The sequence below is a fragment of the Microcoleus sp. A6-C6 genome (assembly GCF_036705955.1).
Taxonomy (GTDB): domain Bacteria; phylum Cyanobacteriota; class Cyanobacteriia; order Cyanobacteriales; family Microcoleaceae; genus Microcoleus.
This window is the reverse complement of record NZ_JAUBVR010000008.1, coordinates 18392-36450: the sequence shown is the minus strand read 5'-3', so window position 1 is coordinate 36450 and position 18059 is coordinate 18392. Positions and strand designations below refer to the sequence as shown.

General features: G+C 44.2%; 16 protein-coding genes. 5 read left to right on the top strand and 11 right to left on the bottom strand.

Annotated elements, in window-relative coordinates; all coding sequences use genetic code 11:
* Window positions 1–24: 24 nt before the first annotated feature.
* The 3 genes from fldA to QUB52_RS05420 all read left to right on the top strand — a co-directional run bounded on the left by fldA (window position 25) and on the right by QUB52_RS05420 (window position 1718).
* Window positions 25–537: a flavodoxin FldA gene (fldA, locus tag QUB52_RS05430; protein ID WP_265237759.1), complete on the top strand. Its 513-nt coding sequence runs from the start codon at window positions 25–27 to the stop codon at window positions 535–537.
* A gap of 226 nt (window positions 538–763) precedes the next feature.
* Complete coding sequence (locus QUB52_RS05425; protein ID WP_265237761.1) at window positions 764–1501, top strand: alpha/beta fold hydrolase; 738 nt, start codon at window positions 764–766, stop codon at window positions 1499–1501.
* A gap of 16 nt (window positions 1502–1517) precedes the next feature.
* A complete protein-coding gene (locus QUB52_RS05420; RefSeq protein ID WP_265237806.1) occupies window positions 1518–1718 on the top strand; it encodes an ATP-binding protein in 201 nt (66 codons plus the stop codon).
* Between the two features lie 156 nt (window positions 1719–1874).
* Here QUB52_RS05420 and QUB52_RS05415 read toward each other — a convergent pair whose 3' ends face one another.
* From QUB52_RS05415 to QUB52_RS05400, 4 genes are all read right to left on the bottom strand, one after another.
* A complete protein-coding gene (locus tag QUB52_RS05415; RefSeq protein WP_332974539.1) occupies window positions 1875–2141 on the bottom strand; it encodes a FeoC-like transcriptional regulator in 267 nt (88 codons plus the stop codon).
* Between the two features lie 322 nt (window positions 2142–2463).
* Window positions 2464–4803 (bottom strand): Fe(2+) transporter permease subunit FeoB, encoded by a 2340-nt coding sequence (feoB, locus tag QUB52_RS05410; RefSeq protein ID WP_332974538.1) that lies wholly within the window; start codon window positions 4801–4803, stop codon window positions 2464–2466.
* The gene (locus tag QUB52_RS05405) at window positions 4803–5045 is read right to left on the bottom strand and encodes a FeoA family protein (protein WP_265237767.1); all 243 of its coding nucleotides are present in this window, start codon (window positions 5043–5045) and stop codon (window positions 4803–4805) included. The genes feoB and QUB52_RS05405 overlap by 1 nt, the downstream gene beginning before the upstream one ends.
* A 183-nt stretch (window positions 5046–5228) precedes the next feature.
* Window positions 5229–5600 carry a FeoA family protein gene (locus tag QUB52_RS05400; RefSeq protein ID WP_332974537.1) on the bottom strand — a complete coding sequence of 124 codons (372 nt, stop codon included), beginning with the start codon at window positions 5598–5600 and terminating at the stop codon, window positions 5229–5231.
* Between the two features lie 477 nt (window positions 5601–6077).
* Here QUB52_RS05400 and QUB52_RS05395 point away from each other — a divergent pair, with 477 nt between their 5' ends.
* On the top strand, window positions 6078–6977 hold the full coding sequence (locus QUB52_RS05395; RefSeq protein WP_265237771.1) for an alpha/beta fold hydrolase: 900 nt from the start codon (window positions 6078–6080) through the stop codon (window positions 6975–6977).
* 53 nt (window positions 6978–7030) lie between these two features.
* Here QUB52_RS05395 and QUB52_RS05390 read toward each other — a convergent pair whose 3' ends face one another.
* The 6 genes from QUB52_RS05390 to QUB52_RS05365 form a co-directional block, all read right to left on the bottom strand.
* On the bottom strand, window positions 7031–7474 hold the full coding sequence (locus tag QUB52_RS05390) for a DUF4079 domain-containing protein (RefSeq protein ID WP_265237773.1): 444 nt from the start codon (window positions 7472–7474) through the stop codon (window positions 7031–7033).
* A gap of 225 nt (window positions 7475–7699) precedes the next feature.
* Complete coding sequence (locus QUB52_RS05385) at window positions 7700–8461, bottom strand: WecB/TagA/CpsF family glycosyltransferase (RefSeq protein ID WP_265237775.1); 762 nt, start codon at window positions 8459–8461, stop codon at window positions 7700–7702.
* A gap of 429 nt (window positions 8462–8890) precedes the next feature.
* A complete protein-coding gene (locus QUB52_RS05380) occupies window positions 8891–10261 on the bottom strand; it encodes an O-antigen ligase domain-containing protein (RefSeq protein WP_265237777.1) in 1371 nt (456 codons plus the stop codon).
* A 105-nt stretch (window positions 10262–10366) separates the two neighbouring features.
* Complete coding sequence (locus QUB52_RS05375; RefSeq protein ID WP_332967938.1) at window positions 10367–11491, bottom strand: glycosyltransferase family 4 protein; 1125 nt, start codon at window positions 11489–11491, stop codon at window positions 10367–10369.
* Window positions 11492–11951: 460 nt separating this feature from the next.
* Complete coding sequence (locus tag QUB52_RS05370) at window positions 11952–13121, bottom strand: glycosyltransferase family 4 protein (RefSeq protein ID WP_265237779.1); 1170 nt, start codon at window positions 13119–13121, stop codon at window positions 11952–11954.
* 1709 nt (window positions 13122–14830) lie between these two features.
* Complete coding sequence (locus QUB52_RS05365; protein WP_332974536.1) at window positions 14831–15517, bottom strand: CPBP family intramembrane glutamic endopeptidase; 687 nt, start codon at window positions 15515–15517, stop codon at window positions 14831–14833.
* A 210-nt stretch (window positions 15518–15727) separates the two neighbouring features.
* On the opposite strand from QUB52_RS05365, the gene QUB52_RS05360 reads away from it, so the two are divergent.
* Window positions 15728–17317 (top strand): Hsp70 family protein, encoded by a 1590-nt coding sequence (locus tag QUB52_RS05360; RefSeq protein ID WP_332974535.1) that lies wholly within the window; start codon window positions 15728–15730, stop codon window positions 17315–17317.
* Between the two features lie 191 nt (window positions 17318–17508).
* On the opposite strand, the gene QUB52_RS05355 is transcribed toward QUB52_RS05360, so the two are convergent.
* On the bottom strand, window positions 17509–18024 hold the full coding sequence (locus QUB52_RS05355; protein WP_265237782.1) for a L,D-transpeptidase: 516 nt from the start codon (window positions 18022–18024) through the stop codon (window positions 17509–17511).
* Between the last annotated feature and the right edge of the window lie 35 nt (window positions 18025–18059).

Below are 18059 nucleotides of genomic sequence, written 5' to 3'. Positions count from 1 at the left end.
TCAAATTTCACACTCGGAGTAAAAATGTCAAAAACAATTGGTCTTTTCTACGGAACTACAACTGGCAAAACTGAATCTATCGCTGACATGATTCGAGATGAATTTGGCGGCGATATCGTAACTTTGCACGAAATCGGCAGCATTGACAATGATGATTTTGCTGAATACGAATGTCTGATTATCGCTTGTCCGACTTGGAACATCGGCGAACTGCAAAGCGATTGGGATGGTTTCTTCCCAGAACTTGATGATATTGATTTTAGCGGCAAAAAAGTAGCTTATTTGGGAACTGGCGACCAAGAAGGCTACCCGGATAATTTTATGGATGCGATGGGGATTTTGGCTGAAAAAATCTCGGAACAGGGCGGCGAAACTGTCGGTCAGTGGCCGGTAGACGGTTATGATTTCAATGAATCTAAAGCTGTAGTTAATGGCAAGTTTTTAGGTCTTGCTATTGATGAAGACAACCAATCCGATCTGACGGAAGCCCGGATCAAATCTTGGGTATCTCAACTCAAGAAAGAATTTAGTTTGTAGACTGCTAGTAAGTAGGTCATTGCGAAAAAATAATGGTATCTGGTAGGGGCGGGTTTAGTTAAGAGTCTATGATATCACGCAGTTGATCAAGGCAAAACCCGCCCTCTTTCTATTTCCTGATATTTTTTATGCCCACCTAATTAGTAGCGGTAAAGTGCGCATTGCACACCCTACATTCAAACGTTATACTTAAGTCATAAATAACTCGATCTCCAACTTAAAATAGATGAAATTTAGTTCAGATGATGTGCTTTGGTTAAGTGTAAGTCCGAGTTTGCAATGCTTCGATCGATCGCTGCTTTCCTACTTAAACGATTCTGTACCCGTGCAAGTATGGGAATACCAACAAACTGAAGACGAAGCTTGCTCTTTGGATATGGCTGTTGAGCTTTTGCACGATTTTTTAACATTGCGCGATCGCCCAATTCATCTCATTGGTCACAGTACCAGTGGATTAGTTGGTTTAATGTATGCGCGTCGCTATCCTCACAAAGTAAGTTCTTTGGGACTTTTAGGTGTCGGTATACCATCTGCGGTTAATTGGCAAGCACATTACTATACGCATCTTGCAGCTTTTCCCTGGAGTGGGAAACAAGTTTTAACTCAAATGGTTAGCGATATGCTGGGATTCCAAAATCAAAGTATCAATCAAAAATTTATACCATATTTTGAGGATGATTTAGCCTGTTCTCCTTGTCCTCACTCCTTATTTAGGATGAATAATTCCCGCGATGAGGGTGTAGAAGTACCTTTGTTGATATGTAGTAGCAAAACCGATTTTGTGGTATCTCCTATTGTGATGCGACGCTGGTCGAAATTTCTCAAAAAAGGCGATCGGCTTTGGGAATGTCCAGACGGGCGGCATTTTTTCCATCACTTCTATCCAGAACAAGTCGGGGAAGAAATATTAAATTTTTGGCTATCTCTACACAGCCGCCAACCAGTTTTAGATTTTAAATTTTAAGTGTCGCATCCCAACGATGACAATTATCGAGGAATCCATACCTGTCGGGAAAGGGACTGGTTTAGGGTTCTCGATTTCCTACCAAATTATTGAGAAGCATGAGGGTAGAATTGAAGTGAATTCCAAAATAGGTCAGGAAGCTGAATTTGCCATTTATTTACCAGTGAAACACCCATCAAACAAGGATTTGGTTGCTGCCGTAGTCGAGAGGAATTAATGATTTCATAGCAATTGTATTTGAGCTATGAACAAGATTTTTTTATTAACCGCAGAGGGCGCAGAGGGCGCAGAGTTAGAGAGGAAAAGGGAGGTTTGGGATTGATGGCGATTGCTGTAGGACAATTGTTGAGTTAGCACCCTGAATTTGTCGAATTTAATGGCAATTTGCAGACACTGGTTCTGCTACAGGTGAGGATTTATCGGCATTTACCCAGACATAAATCTCCGTAGCATCGTCAGCGCAACTGTGACATCCGCCGCACTTTTTTGCCTCTGCCATTTTACTGATGCGGCCTTTACGCATCAGGCGGTTGAGCATTCCGCGCAAAGCATCGCCGTCCATCCGAAAATGGAGTTTTAAATCGGCGATAGAAGCTCTTTTGTTTTGGGAAATAAACTGTTGGATGTCGCTTAAAATCATGGTTTTTCTCCTTTCTTGTCGTAAGATGTTGATGTGAATAGTGGTCGGGTTGGGGCGGGTTTATGAGATTTTTTGTCTTTTCTATAGATGGTTGGTGAACCCGCCCCTACAGGAGCTTGGGATGTTTTTTTTGTGAATTCATTGGTTAATAATTTTAGGGTTTGTAGGGGCGGGTTCACAGACAATTTATGGCAAAAATAAATAATATTGTAAACCCGCCCCCACCCAACAGACTTGTCCGAGTCAATCTATTTTGCACCGGTGCGTCGCTGTGAGATTGTGATCTTTATTTAGGAATTTTCGATAGCGACGCACCCTACAGTTATTGACTTATTGCTTCGCGCCGTTTGGGGCGTTTTGCACCAGCCATTTTTAATCCCGCCAGTGTCAGGGCCATAGCTATTGCCAGTTTCACTACCCAAATAACTGAAGATTCTGGATGCTCTGCGTATGTCGCGACTTGATAATAGAGAACTGCAACCCAGTAACCTAAACCAGTAGTCCAAGCAGCCGCAAATATTGTCCAACCTAAGTTAGTTTCGCGGTAAAGCGCAGCCGTTGCGGAGACGCAGGGAAAGTACAGCAATACAAAAAGCAAATAAGCAAAAGCTGCTTGATTGGAACCGAACCGCTGGGACATTTGTCCGTAGGTGCTACCAGAGATACCTTGGTCTTCTTCCGCTTGTTTTTGGTCGGTAATATTAGCAGAATTTAAGCCGAGGGGATCGAAAAGTTGACCGGGAAGTTTTGTAAGATTCTCTGGTATGCTAAAAAATGCTTTGCCGATATTTCCCCAGAAACTAAATTCTTCTTCTTTTTCCGGTTCTCCACTGGCTGCTTTTTGTTCGTCTGCTAGTTGGGTGTACAATGAATCTAAGGTTCCAACCATTACTTCTTTGGCAAATACTCCTGTTAGCAAACCGACGGTGGCGGGCCAGTTTTCTTGGGTGATTCCCATTGGTGTAAATACAGGTGTTGCCGCGCGGCCGACTGCACTAAGAATTGAGTCTTTGCTGTTGTCTTTGCCGAAGGAACCGTCGGTGCCCACTGAGCTCATGAATCCTAGTATAACCACCATGATCACGATCGCAATTCCGGCCTTTTTGATAAAAGCTTGCAATCTATCCCAAGTCCGCAGTAGCACTCCTTTGAGCTTGGGAATGTGGTAGGGCGGGAGTTCCATTACAAACGGTGCAGCTTCTCCTTGCAAAAGGGTATTTTTTAAGATTAGCCCGGTGAGAACTGCGGCTAAAATTCCTAACAGATAAAGTCCTAACACCATGTTTTGACCACCGACTTGGAAGAATGCGCCACAAAATAGGGCGTAAACTGCTAATCTGGCACTACAAGACATGAATGGATTCATCATAATCGTCATTGTGCGATCGCGCTTATTTTCCAATGTCCGCGTCGCCATAATTCCGGGAATATTGCACCCAAAACCTACCATCATCGGCACAAAGGACTTGCCGGGAAGTCCGACAAATCGCATTAATCTGTCCATAACAAAGGCTGCCCGCGCCATGTAGCCAGAGTCTTCTAGGGCAGACAAACACAAGAACATCATCCCAATTTGGGGAATAAAAGTAGCTGTGGTTTGAATGCCACCGCCAGCACCTTTTGCCAGCAGTCCAATCAACCATCCAGGAGTATTGACGCTTTCTAAAACAGCAGCTAAACCGTCTACAAAAATTGTCCCAAACAAAATGTCAAAAAAGTCAATAAACACTGCGCCAACGTTAATCGAAATGGTGAACATGAAGTACATCACCATCAAGAATACGGGAATACCTAACCAGCGGTTAAGCACAACTTGGTCGATTTTGTCGGAAAGGTTGGTTTTGATTTCCCTGGAACATTCGGTTACGCCTTGGGTGAGGGTGCGGATGTAGGTGTACCGACTGTCGGCGATGATAATATCCAAGTCGTCATCGAGGGTTTCGTGGACTCTGCGGCGGTGCGGAACGACTATTTTTTCTAATTCTGTATTTGCGAGTTCGGGGGCGACTTCATCCTGGTATTCTAGGAGTTTAAGGGCTGTCCAGCGGGCATCTACGTTGCGATTTGGGCTGTATTTTTCGATGTGCGGGATGAGTTGGGCGATCGCATCTTCGATCGCAGCCGGATAAGCGACATAAGCAGATGGTACGATCGGCTTTTGTAGCGCCTTATTCACAGCATCCCGCAGCAGTGGCAATCCGTCATTTGACGCAGCACTCATTGGCACAACCATACAGCCGAGGCGTTCTGCGAGTTTGCTAACATCAATTTTGGTATCTCGTTCTTTGGCAACATCCATCATATTTAGCGCTACTATCATGGGCACACGCATCTCTAAAATTTGGGTGCTGAGATACAAATTTCGCTCTATATTGGAAGCATCAACAATATTAATAATTACATCAGCTTCGCGAGATAGCAAATAATCTCGCGCTACCAATTCGTCAAGGCCAGTATCTCCGTCTTCAGCATCAAGAGAATAAACCCCTGGCAAGTCAACGATAGTAATTGGTAAACCATCGTGAGTATATTTTCCCTCTTTGCGTTCGACGGTGACACCAGGCCAGTTGCCCACTCGCTGGTTAGCACCTGTCAAAGCATTAAATAAAGTAGTTTTACCACAGTTGGGATTACCCACCAATCCAATAATTTGCTTAGCCATTATTTCACCTCCTCTACAAATAGAGTTTTTGCTTCATCTTTGCGTAAACTGAGTTTGAAACCCCGCACTAAGATTTCTACGGGATCTCCCAGAGGTGCGTGGCGAGTAACAGTGAATTCGGTTCCCGGTGTCAATCCCATTGCTAACAATTTGCCTTTATAAGCGCGGGCTGTTTTCTCATAGCCAACCACTTTTGCGGTGCTGCCAACAGCTAAATCTCCCAGTTGTTTCTTCTCGTTCATTTCTTTTTTTGATTCAGTCTAAATTTGTACAAATTTAATCAAACTCTTGAATGTAGCAACCCTCTCAGTATTTGTGAATATCTCTCTTTTCTCTTCCTCTGTGCCCTCTGCGCCCTCTGCGGTTAATAAAAAAAATCTTGTTCACAAATGAAATAAGATTGCTGTACATTTATGGCAATTCCCCTAATTTATGCACATAATTTTCTGTGCCATACCTGCGCCCAAACCGATGCGGTTGTCGCCCATTGCTACAATCACTGAACCGCCAGAATTGCTGATGATTTGAACTTCGATACCGGAGACAAATCCCATGCCGATGAGGCGACGCACAGTGCCTTCTGAACCCTTGAGTTTAAATATCCGCAGCTTGTCGCCGATGCTTGCCATTGCTAGGGGGAATGATTTACTCTGAGCTGAGTTTGGTTGAACTTCTATCTGAGGTTTTGTGCTGCTGTCTTCGGTTTCCGAGACTTCTGGTGTCTCGCCGTAAAAGGTAAAACCCTTGAACTGTGAGGGGTTTGACTCTTGGTTCTGTTGACTGTATGGTTTGTTCATCTGTTTTGGAAGTCGATCGACTTTAATAACAAGTTATTTGGCCTGCTGGTGCGATCGACTTGAGATATATTCTCAATACGATCGGTATAAAATCGCAGATAGGGCTAAATTTTCCGTTCTAGCGCACTCTTTAGCCTTGAATATTTAGGCGTGCAGCTATTCCCAGCGCCCAGACATTAGACGGGTTTTTGGCAGGTTCCTAGTTTTAATCTCTCTGGCGCTAGATGCTGATTTGCGCTTTAACTGAGATCAAGTAAGACTTACTGCCCTTAAGCATAGTAAACTAAAAAATAATTATTGGCAACAATTCTCAAATATTTTAGCAGATGTCAGCAAACTCATCCTTAAATCAGGCTGAGCGATACTTAAGTAGCGATCGACCTAAATACTTAAATAAGGGCGATCGAGCATATATACTTAAGTCTTAGGGCGATCGCGGGAGCACCTGCGCTACGAATTCACAACTTATCAAGCATTATGCCAGCAAGTTTTCTCCCAAAGTCGATCGCACAACTCACAGAATCCACCTCAATCGCCTTAGCCCAAAGCATTCAACAGTCAGCAATTACAACTTCCCTAACCGCTGAGCCAATTACCACAACCTACGTGCATCAAGGCAGCGGAAACACACCTATTTTGCTAATTCACGGCTTCGACAGTTCCGTGTTTGAATATCGCCGTCTGTTACCGCTTCTAGCCAAAAAAAATGAGACTTGGGCAATTGACTTGTTAGGTTTTGGCTTTACAGAAAGAGTGGCAGGTTTGCCATTCAGTCAAAAGGCGATTGGAAGTCATCTATACTATTTCTGGAAAACGCTAATTTCGCAACCAGTAATCTTAGTTGGCGCGTCGATGGGAGGTGCAGCAGCAATAGACTTTACCCTAAATCATCCCGAAGCAGTCAAAAAATTAGTATTAATAGACAGTGCAGGTTTTGCGATCACTCCTAATAAGGGTAAATTTTTAATTCCTCCTTTAGGAACTCTAGCAACTTCCTTTTTGCGAAACCCTAAAATTCGTCAAAAAATTAGCGTCAATGCTTATTTCGACGAAACCTTAGCTTCTGTAGATGCACAAACTTGCGCTGCTTTGCACTTGGAAATGCCCAACTGGAATCAAGCTTTAATTGCGTTTACCAAAAGCGGCGGTTACGGCGGTTTTGGGAAAAAACTTTCCCAAATTCAGCAGCAGACCTTGATTTTGTGGGGAAAACAAGATAGAATTTTAGGGATTGCGGATGCAGAAAAGTTTAAAAGTGCGATCGTAAATTCTAAACTAATTTGGATACCCGACTGCGGGCACGTTCCCCACTTAGAAAAACCGCAAATTACCGCTCAACATATCTTAGATTTCACAGCTAAAGCAGCAGGTTTGTAGTAGGGACTTCAGTGGAATTAAAACTTTGAGGACTGAAGTCCTGACTACAAACGTTAAACTTTTGGTAAATATTTTTGTACAATAGTCCATCCTGTGAGCAACACAATCACAAATCCCCCAAACAAAGCCAAATTAGCGCCAATATGAAGGGGACGCGCCCAAGGATGTTTAGGGCCAATTTGCAGCCCGCTACCAACCGAAACCAACACCAAAGCCACAACAGCTAACCCCGCTGGTAAATGAGCCGAGTGACCCAAATTGCCGTAGTATCCCAGCGTACCGACTACGCCAATTCCCAACAATAAAATTACCAAAGTCGCCATCCCCGTACCAGTCGCCAAATGAAAGGGACGCAGCCATTTCGGGCGCGGCTGTTTCGTACTGCGGGCGGCAAACATCCAGGTTCCAGTAACGGCCAGCAACAGGTAAGCTAACAGGGAAACGCCCATTGACCAAGCTGCTATTTTCCACAACCACAAGAAAGAAGGCAAATTCATGATTTAAATCCCTAGTTAGGGATTTGCAAGAAAGGTTTCCTTTCGATTTTACCTGGATTTGAAACCAAAAATGAATATTTTTGGCAGAAAGGGCGATCGCACTTTCCACAGATTCCATCCGTCTGGGGCTGAATTTAAACGCCCGATATCATACTCGGATTCATTGACCTTATTGATTTGTAGATCCAGTGTTTTGGAACCGCCTTTCCATTCTAGCTTCGTGGTTTAACTATCAACGAAAGGCATTTTATAAAACCCTAATTTTTGTTCTACTATTAATCTAAAAAATGGCAGACCTTCTATCAAATATCTTCTCCACAACCTTCTTGGTTCGCTTAACAGTCGGTACGCCCATTCTATACCGACTTCGCTCATCCATTTGGGAGATCTTGCTTTGCAACCAGCTTCAAAATCAATGGTTGCACCTACGGCTAAGAAAACTTTCACGTGTGTGAATTTGCTCCTATATTTAACCAGCCACTTCTCTTGCTTAGGCGCTCCCACTCCTATAGCCAGAACTGTAGCTCCTGATTGATTGATCGCCTCAATTATTGCCTCACACTCTGCCTCATTTTTTTCAAAGCCAAAAGAAGGAGAAAGTGCTTCAACCACTATTTCTCTACCAATTTTTTGATTGATTTTTTCCTGGGCTTTCTTAGCAATTCCGACCGCAGCTCCTAGCAAAAATATTTTAATTTCCTCGTGATCTTTGTGATACATATAAAATGCCGGAAACAAGTCAGAACCAGAAATCTTTTCCTTGATAGGAGTACCCAAAAACTTTAAGGCATACATCAAGATTTGACTGTCGCAGACTCTATAACTAGATGTATTATAAGCTTCATAGAAGTCGCGGTCATATTGCAACTTAATTAAGTGGTCTACATTGGGTGTAAATACGACACCGCCTTCATCGTCTAGTTTTTCAAACAACTCTAAAATCGTAAAGTTATCTATCACTATGTTCAATAAATTAACTGTTTTCATTTTTGTTATTCCCATCCAGCCTTAATATTCAACTACAAGTCAAACAATAACCCACACTATACCAAGAGTGTTTTTACTACTTGGGCGTGGGGGTGAATATACTTTCTTTAGTATATCTCCCTACACCCTACCTGTCGAGTCAGGATTTTTAAAGATTCTGTAAAGAATTTGCTCGTTTTAGCAAACAGTATATAAACCCAGTTCGCTTTACAACTCGTAACACAGTTTCAATAAAAACACAATTCCGTGCTAATATTTGAACCCTTGCTAATTAATGTAATCAATATTCTTTTACACTAATTTTGATCGACTGAGAAAGAGATCGCAACTCCCGAACTAGATTTAATACAAAGGTGGTAGATTTTTAAAGTTTTCTATCTAGAAAATGCAAGAGATTTTCCAGCTTTGAGCGCGCTCAAAGCTGGAAAATTAGGATGATTTTTGGTGAACTAGCGACTGTCTTCTTGGCGGCGAAATGGTTTTCTTGGCCTTAAGACTTTCTGGAGCTTTTAAAACCAGACCCGATATTCCTCCAGCAATGAGCGCAAAAATCGGGTTAGTCATAGCGTTCAACACACAGTCAAACATATACATAGTTAAGGCTACTCCCAGGACCGCAGCGGGCGCTACTTTGGGATTAGACCAGGTTCTGGCGGGATACTTGAACAGGCAAAAGACGATAACAGGAAGTAACAATGAAGAAAATAAACTAGCTAAACCGACTGCACCGTTAGTACCAAATGCAATAATCCACAAGCTGTCGGTGACCGAGATATCTGTACCGTACTGGTTGTACACGCGGTTTCCGCCCGAATCCCCCCAGCCAAAAAGAAATTTTTGCCGCGCTTTTTCCCCCAATATCTCTTCCATGTCAAATCTAAACTTCAGAGAGGCGGCTCGTTCTTCTCCAAATATGGGATTGACAACAGCCATCACGTCTTTGCTCGAAAATTGACCCGATGCGGCTACGTACAGATAAAACGCTATATATCCAATTACCAATAGCAGCGGTAAAGAAGTGCGAAACCACTTGGCAGAAAATAATATGAACAACGCGATCGCAAATAAACTGTAGGCGCCAGTAGAACGGCACAGAAAAAAAGCGATAGTTAATACAATTGCTAGAGTCTTAATGCTTTTGCCCTGAAACTTTTTGAGCGTCCCAGTTTGCCAGAGCCAAACTGCGATTAAGGCGGCTGTCATCATCCACATTCCCACCATCAAACCGTGCTGCATAAACACTACGGGTCTCCACCCGCCCATACGCCTTGCTTGACCCCAGTCCTCAAAGGCATTGACGCCGTAAACCATTTGGTGCAGAATTGGGCCCTTAACCCCTTCAAGTAAAGTAAAAGGAATGTAGGCCAACCCACCTGCAAAAATCCCGATCGCCAATTGTCGCAGCCCGTCTAAACTACCCATATACAACCGTCCCAAAAAATAAGGCAGACCCCAAGTAACGATTTGGTTGAAAGTCGGAGAAATCGGGCTGCCACCATTAGTAAGTTGTGAAATAATTGGAGACAAACAGCAAATTACCATTGGCACATCCAGCCAACCAAGCTTAAATTTGGTGATGCGCTCAGTATCGTAGATAATCACACCCAGCAAAATGGCGTAGCAAGATGCCGAAACTTTGGTATACGCCGGAAATAGGGGGATGGGATAAGAAACTTGTGGTAAAAACAGCCACGCTGCCACAAAAGTGATAATTACTGCCCGCTGAGTCGGAAACCTCACAAACAAGTAAAGAACGACCGGAATCAAACCGAACATAGTAATTGGGATTAATATAGCCATATGTTTTTTGTCGCAGTAAAATGGTAGAAAGACTACTTTATTTCCCGGATCTAAATTCTAGCTCTTACGATCGCCCAACCCCAATCTTTTAAATCCACCTCTATTTTACGGCTTGTCCGTTAATTGTGACTGACCTTCCAGTGCCGTGTACAGTGCAGCCTCGAAGAGATCAGTTGCATCTTCCCAGGTATAATTAATCACCATCTCCAAAGCGGTCTCGGACATTGCCCGCCATTCGGCATCAGACAACTGACAAATCTGCTCGATCGCTTTTGCCATATCCTCTGGGTCTTCTGGCTTGACAAGTATTCCACCCCCACCAGCGAGGAGTTCCGGAGCCGCGCCAGCAGGAGTGCCGATGACTGGAGTGCTACAAGCCATCGCTTCTAAAATTGGCAAGCCGAAGCCTTCGGTGCTGCTGGCAAACAGCCAAGCATCGCATTTGCTGTAAAGTTCTTTGAGTTCGTCTTGACTAGGTATCCTATGATACTCACTATTCTGCTGCAACAAATCTGGAGGAGGGGTTTCGCCGGAACCAAAGGCAACTAAACGAAGGTTAGGGATTCTTGCAGCCGCTAGCTTGAAAGCTTTAATGGCAAGAGCAGAGCCTTTCCAAGGAGCTATAGAATAGTACATCCCGACTGTGGGAACTGACTGCTTGCCTCGCGGCTGCCCCGATTTCCGCGACTGAGGATCGTGAAACTGTTCGGTATCCACGGTTGGTGGGACGAGAGATACAGACAAATTCTTAAATTCATTCCTAGCCTTGTCTTCCAGCCACTTAGCCACGGCAATTTTGTGCATCGGCAGCCACCAAGTTGCATCTACTCGATCTTTTGGTGTGTAGTCAAAAGCCTCGTAGTGTTGGAGAAAATATACTTTCGCTCCTTTGCTCGGGGAGAGTTTAGACACCCACTCAGCAGTTTCCCACCAAGTAGCCATGATAATATCGGCATCAGGTACGTCAATGTCGGTAACTGGACGGCAGGTTTCGATCACTCGACTTTCGACATCTACATTGTCAAAATAAGACCATTTTTTCAGCGAAGTGGGTTCCCAACCCTTACCTCTGAGCACAGAGAGCAATTGTTCTATCAAACTTGGTCGTTCCGGGGGTGTAGAGACGATAAATATTGTGTGTCCTCGCTTTTGGAGAATTTTTGTGTAGATAGATAAAACTCTCATGCCACCTGTAAGAGCAAGGGTAGGAAGGACAAAAGTAATTTTCATAAACTAGGTAGATGTAGAAGATCAAAACTGGTTCCTCAAACTTCTCGATCGTAGTTCGTTCAAACTTATGAGTCTCTTTTTGGCTTTACTGCAAGGTGTAGGTGAATGTTGGAGGCGATCGTAACTTGATAGTAGAGCCGACCTTACTTGGTCGTCAGGGACTTTTTCTCAATCAGAAATCGGGAGATGTTTGAGGACTAGACCAGTCTAACCTGTAACGGCGTCAGCTTTAAAACATCTGTTGAACTAGGCTTGAGATTTTGGCCAGCGGTAAGATTGAACCAGTCTTTTAGGTAGATGCGGTCAGAAGTCGTGTCGAGACTGTTGGGTAGAAAACAGGACACGGGCGATATGAGTTTTAGCAGAAGCACCCCACCAAACGATAATTGAGTTCTTACGCAGAATCCCGCGCTCGCTTGACTACCGCAGAATTTCAAATTGCTGCTGTTAAGATCAAAGCTTAACTTTTTCCGGCGCCGCTGCCGACGCCGCATAGTGCTGCTTCGGCATAGTAGGGAGAACAGGAAACTATGTTAACGTCACGCTGTTGAGATTTCTCTACAGCAACTTTCAATCCTGCTTCAAAATGCTCCGTGGCATCTTCCCAAGAGTAATTGATGACCTTAGCATAGGCGGCTTCGGACATGGCTTGCCACTCGGCATTGGACAACTGACAGATAGATTCTATGGCTTTTGCCATTTCTTCGGGATCTTCTGGTCTTACAAGTATGCCAGTACCGCCACTCAGAATTTCAGGAGCAGCGCCTGCTGGGGTACTGATGACGGGAGTGCGGCACGCCATCGCTTCGATAATTGGCAAGCCGAAGCCTTCAGAGCGACTCGCCAGAAGCCACGCATCGCATTTGCTGTAAGAGTCTTTGAGTTTGTCTTGGTCGGGTTGAATTATATACTCGGCATTGGCCGGTAGCGGCAATTCGGAGGATGGGGCATCTACACCGAAGGCAACCAGACGCAGGTTGGGAATTTTTTCAGCAGCTAGGGAAAAAGCTTTCAGGGCGATGTCGGTTCCTTTCCAGTAAATTGTAGAGTACATCATGCCAATTGTCGGAACCGATTGTTTGTGGCGAGGACAGGCATAAAATTGCTTGGTGTCAACGCTCGGAGGAGCTAAGGAAACTTGGCGATCGCCGTATTTAGTCCGAGCTAGGTCAACTAACCAGTCAGAGATCGTAATTTTGTGCATGGGCAGCATCCAAGTTGCTTCAACTCTACCTTCAGGTAGATAGTCAAAAACTTCATGGTGCTGGATAAAATAAGCTTTTGCTCCTTTGCTGGGAGAGAGTTTTGCTACCCACTCGGCTGTTTCCCACCAGGTGGCAACTACTACGTCAGCGTTAGGTACATCTTTGTCTTCTATGGGGCGCCAGCGATCGATAATTTTGTGTTCTACACTCAAATTATTGAAAAATGATGGCTCGTTTTCAGGTGTCGAAATCCAACCCCTTCCCCGCAGCAGCGACTTGGCTTGCTGGCGCAGACTCGGTTGAACATGGGGTACAGAGATGACGAAGACCGAGTGTCCTCGTTGTTTCAAGAGTTCTGCGAAAATAGATATTACTCGAATTCCACCAGTCAGACACAGAGTAGGAAGAACAAAGGTGATTTTCATGTTTAACTCCCGCTAAAGAATCCGACTCGGTTTCGGCACTGCGATGAGTGCGCTTTGTGAGAGCCGACAGGAAAGAGGGGCGGGTGAAGATTAATTACCACTTTCCCGGTGTGTACATAGAATCAAACCTAGGGACTGTTCGCAACACCCCAGTATCGATCCATAATGTCGCGGTCATTCAATTTATAGTAATGATTGATTCGATCCTGAAACAGTTCCTGTAGGGAGATTATTTGATGTCTGCGAAAGTTACTTCTAAAGACAGATACCCGCTCTGACAGCAGCTTTTTTTGCTACCAATACGAAGTTATACAATACTTCGTGTCTAACATAACATCACTTGCTTATCTTACCGACAGAGAGGTACGGTAAACCGAAATTCACCCAACTTTAGCATTGGGTAAAGGTAGCCATCGTCACAATATTCCGCAGATGAAAATCGCGGTCAAAAAAACTTTATACTAAAAACAACTAGATGCAATTTTTGTAAGGATTCAGGTCTAACAACTTACGGCTCCAACGCTTGTCTGGCAAGGGTTTTAGGGCAAAATAAGGGCTTTTGTCCTGATCTGTTGATTCTCAATAAATGACGAAAAACTGTCATTTTTCGTCATTTATTGAGAATAGAAATTTATTTAGCATCAAGCTCCAGAGCTAAAGTCTTTGCCCAGCAAGGATTTCAGTGACCTGAATTCTTACCAATTTTTTAATTTTAAAATATGGATTTTCGATAGCTCCCATAGCTATAAATATGACTCGTTGACTGTGCTTTTTGAGTGACTATACGTACAGTCAGTATTGCTTAAAAATATGATATTTTTTCGGGATTAAGAGATGGTTATTGGCTCAACTACCTGCACAGGTGCGAGCTAATCCAGAAAGGGATCGCGGGAATCACAGTCATGGATAGACTAATCAGGAAAAAAACCTGTTTTTTTGACTATCCCTCGCTCTCTTGTCGTAGAGGTGTGAAAAAACCGTTTGATGCGTCCGGCACTGCTTGAAAAGGTAGGTTTTGTAATCGCGACAGAACATAGAGTTTCATCGGTATCAATTTAATTAACTGCCTGAGTTTGGCAGTTGTTAATGGCAGGCGATCGCCTGAAAGCATCCCCAAAAGTGACTGCCACTTCTCCACCGAGTATGTAACGTGCGGAAATCCTGTCTAAGTAATTACCGCAAAAACCAAGTTCCGTAAATTATCAAATGATCGTGTAGAAATCAAAGAAATTCTCAGGATACAGTGAGATAGATCATGGCAACCTTGACTCTTAAGTAGTAGGCCCAGCTTAGCGGTATGTATCAAACGAGTTCGCTTACAAAAAAATCCTGTTATGAAAGAATCATTTTTCCTGAGTTGGCGATTCCGAATCACAATCGGCGTACTTTTGGGCGTTGTGCTGCCGATGCTTGCAGCGATATGGTTTACCAGTTTTCACATAGTTAGCATTATGCGCTCGCCAGCGCAACAAAATCTATGATTTAAAACAGATATTTTAACACAAAGCATCTCTCAATGGGAACAAATTAGGTTTAAATTGTGGCGCAGCATCAGTCTAAATCCCAGCAGAGCCGAATAAGGTTGAGTTAAGACAGTCCCGCAGTCATAACGATGTGAAAAATAGACACGGAGATTGCTCTGGGGCGCGATCGCTGCGGACAAAAAGTGTTAACAATCGCGTATTGGGCTATAGTTGCTAAAAAAGTGGCTAGTTAAAGAGGATTTGCCAAGCAATAATTGCCAGGGCTAAATCTGCGATCGCGTGGCTGATATAACTTGACCAAAGCGAACGGTAAGTCAGATAACAGTGCGACCAAATTATCCCGGCGGTGAAGACAGCTAAGGAGCCTAAAATCACGCCGCGCCAGTCGCTGTAGGCTGCGATTACAAAAATGTGGTGGAGCGTGAAAAATAGTGAACTGAGAAATATTGCTGTTTTTCCCGGTATCAGAATCTGGCATTTGTTGCAGACAAACCACCGCCAAGTAAATTCTTCGATCAGTGAGTTGAATAGCACAAAATATGCTTCAATCATCAAGTAAATGTTAGGGCTGTTAATACCCAATTGCTGCACTTTTTCTTTGGCAGCTACAGGATCGATCCACTGCTGACCGAAAAGGCTGTAGATACCCACAATCACCGCAAACATGAATATTCCCCAAATAGCTCCAGCCAGCAATTCTCCGCGCTTGGGGAGGGAGAAATGCAGTTTTTGCCGATCAACTAAAACAGACCATGCGATCGGAAAAACCAGCAACCAAACTTGACACAAGGCTGACAGTGTTTGTCCCCAGCTTCCGGCAATATATAATGCTGTTACTGCACCAATACTGGCGGCAGGGACAAGCAGTGTGAGAGCTAAGAGTGCTGTTTTGCGATCGCCATTATCCAGCATTTTTTACGCGACATTTGAAAAATTGTATTGAGATCGAAGGTAAAAGCTTGGCTGCTGCGGACAAGGGAGTTTTGTGCCGCTTATCAAAGTGGCGTGCCTTTTCAGTTGCAACAAAATGTTCATGTAAGAACATTTCGATCGCCTGTTTGCATTTGCGGCTCAAAATACCATAATATAATCTAATCCCTAATAGCTGTGTATTTTGGCCCAATGACGATCGCCATTGACTTTGGAACTAGCAACACCGTCGTCGCTCGCTGGAATCAGGCCATCCAGCAGCCAGAAACTTTGAAATTACCGGGATTGTCGGCAATCTCGGCTCAAAACCCGCCCCTAATTCCCAGTTTGCTCTACGTTGAGGACGCTGCTCAAAATAAAGTTATTCTCGGTCAGCAAGTCCGCGACAAAGGCCTTGATTTGAGTGGAGATTCTCGGTTTTTTCGCAATTTTAAGCGGGGAATTGGCACTTCGGTGCAGGGTTTTGTGCCGGAAATTGACGGGCAAATTGTTGATTTTGAACGAGTAGGTGAATGGTATTTGAGCCAAATTGTCAACTCAATTCGTGAACTCCCCTTGCCGGTAGATTCTTTAATTTTTACTGTGCCGGTAGATAGTTTTGAAGCTTACCGCCATTGGTTGGGTAAAGTGTCTGAATCTCTGCAAGTAGAACAGGTGCGGATGTTGGACGAACCGACGGCGGCTGCTTTGGGTTACGGTTTAGCCGATCGCGAAATTTTGTTAGTCATTGATTTCGGCGGCGGAACTCTCGACCTTTCTTTAGTGCGCCTGGACATTTCTGCTGGCAAAAAGCCCCTGGGTTTTCTGCTGAAATGGGGCGAAAAATTATTAGCTGAATCTTCGGCACAAAAGGCAAAAGTAGCCAGGGTTTTGGCTAAGGCCGGACAAAATTTGGGCGGTTCTGATATTGATAATTGGCTGGTTGACTATTTTGTTAAAACGCAAAAGTTAGCAAAATCTCCGATTACAACGAGATTGGCAGAACGGTTAAAGATTCAGTTATCTTTGGTAAATAAGGCGAGTGAGGTTTATTTTGATGATGAAAATTTTGAGAGTTACGAATTAGAATTAGACCGATCGCGCTTTGAATCGATCCTCGCCGAACATCAGTTTTTTGACAACCTCGACGAGTGTATGAATCAAGTATTGCAGCAAGCGCGCCGCCAAGGTTTAGAAATTGGCGACATTGATGCAGTTTTGCTCGTTGGCGGTACTGTCCAAATTCCCGCCGTAAAGCGTTGGGTTGAGCAATATTTCGAGCCGGCAAAGATTCGCTGCGACAAACCTTTTGAGGCGATCGCCCAAGGTGCTCTACAATTGAGTCAAGGCATAGAAATCAAAGATTTTCTCTATCACAGTTACGCAATTCGCTACTGGAACCGTCGCGAAAATTGCCACAGTTGGCACAGTTTAATTAAATCGGGCCAGTCTTATCCGATGAGCGAACCGGTAGAATTAGTCTTGGGAGCTTCTTTAGAAAATCAGCCGAGTATTGAATTAATTATCGGCGAATTGGGAGCGGAAACTGGCGGGACGGAGATCTATTTTGACGGCGATCGGCTGATTACTCGCCAAATCGCGGGCCAAACTTCAGTACAGCCGCTAAATGACAAAGATGGAGCTCGCAGTATCGCGCAATTGACGCCGCCGGGGTATCCGGGGGGCGATCGCATCAAAATCTTCTTCCGCGTGGACGAACAGCGATTTTTGCGGATTACTGTGGAAGATTTGTTGACGAATGAAACGTTGTTGGAGGATAAACCAGTGGTGCAGTTAAGTTAGGAATTAAGCACGCCTAAAAAAACCAGAACTGATGAACTCCGACCAAGAAACCGGGTTTTTTACCGAATCTGCGGGCTGTAACTAAGTATTTCGCAAAAAACCCGGTTTCTGACTACCCATGCGTCAGTCCTAATAGTGTTTGACTATGCCCAATGCCCAATGCCCAATGCCCAATGCCCAATGCCCTAAACCTAAGATTTGTGCACCACTACCGGCGTTCCCACCGAGGCCCAATTGAACAGCCATTTAGCGTGATTTACAGCTACATTCGTGCAGCCGTGAGTGACGGGATTGCCAAACAAATTGTGCCAGTAAGCGCCGTGAATTGCCATGCCTCCGTCGTAATACATTGTATAGGGAACGTCGGGCACATCGTAGTCCGGCCCAGTCATTCTAGCAACGCGGTATTTGGTTTCAACGGCAAAGGTTCCCGTGCGGGTGGGAGTCGATGATTTGCCGCTGGAAATAGTCACCGCATAAACAGGTTGATTTCCTTCCCAAGCTATTAATCTTTGTCTTGACAAATCAATTTCTATCCAGCGCTGACTTGATTGCTGCAACTGCATAATTCTATTGGCAATTTTGTTGTGCTGCGAACTGGCAATTGCAGGATTTTGTCCCCCAGAAAATGCAGCAACTGTTAGGGCGCAAGCGGCTAAGAAAGTTCCGCAGCGGCGGAAGTAAGTTGAGTTGATAATGCTGTTCATTCCTCACACCTAAGACGATTTTAGATTTTAGATTT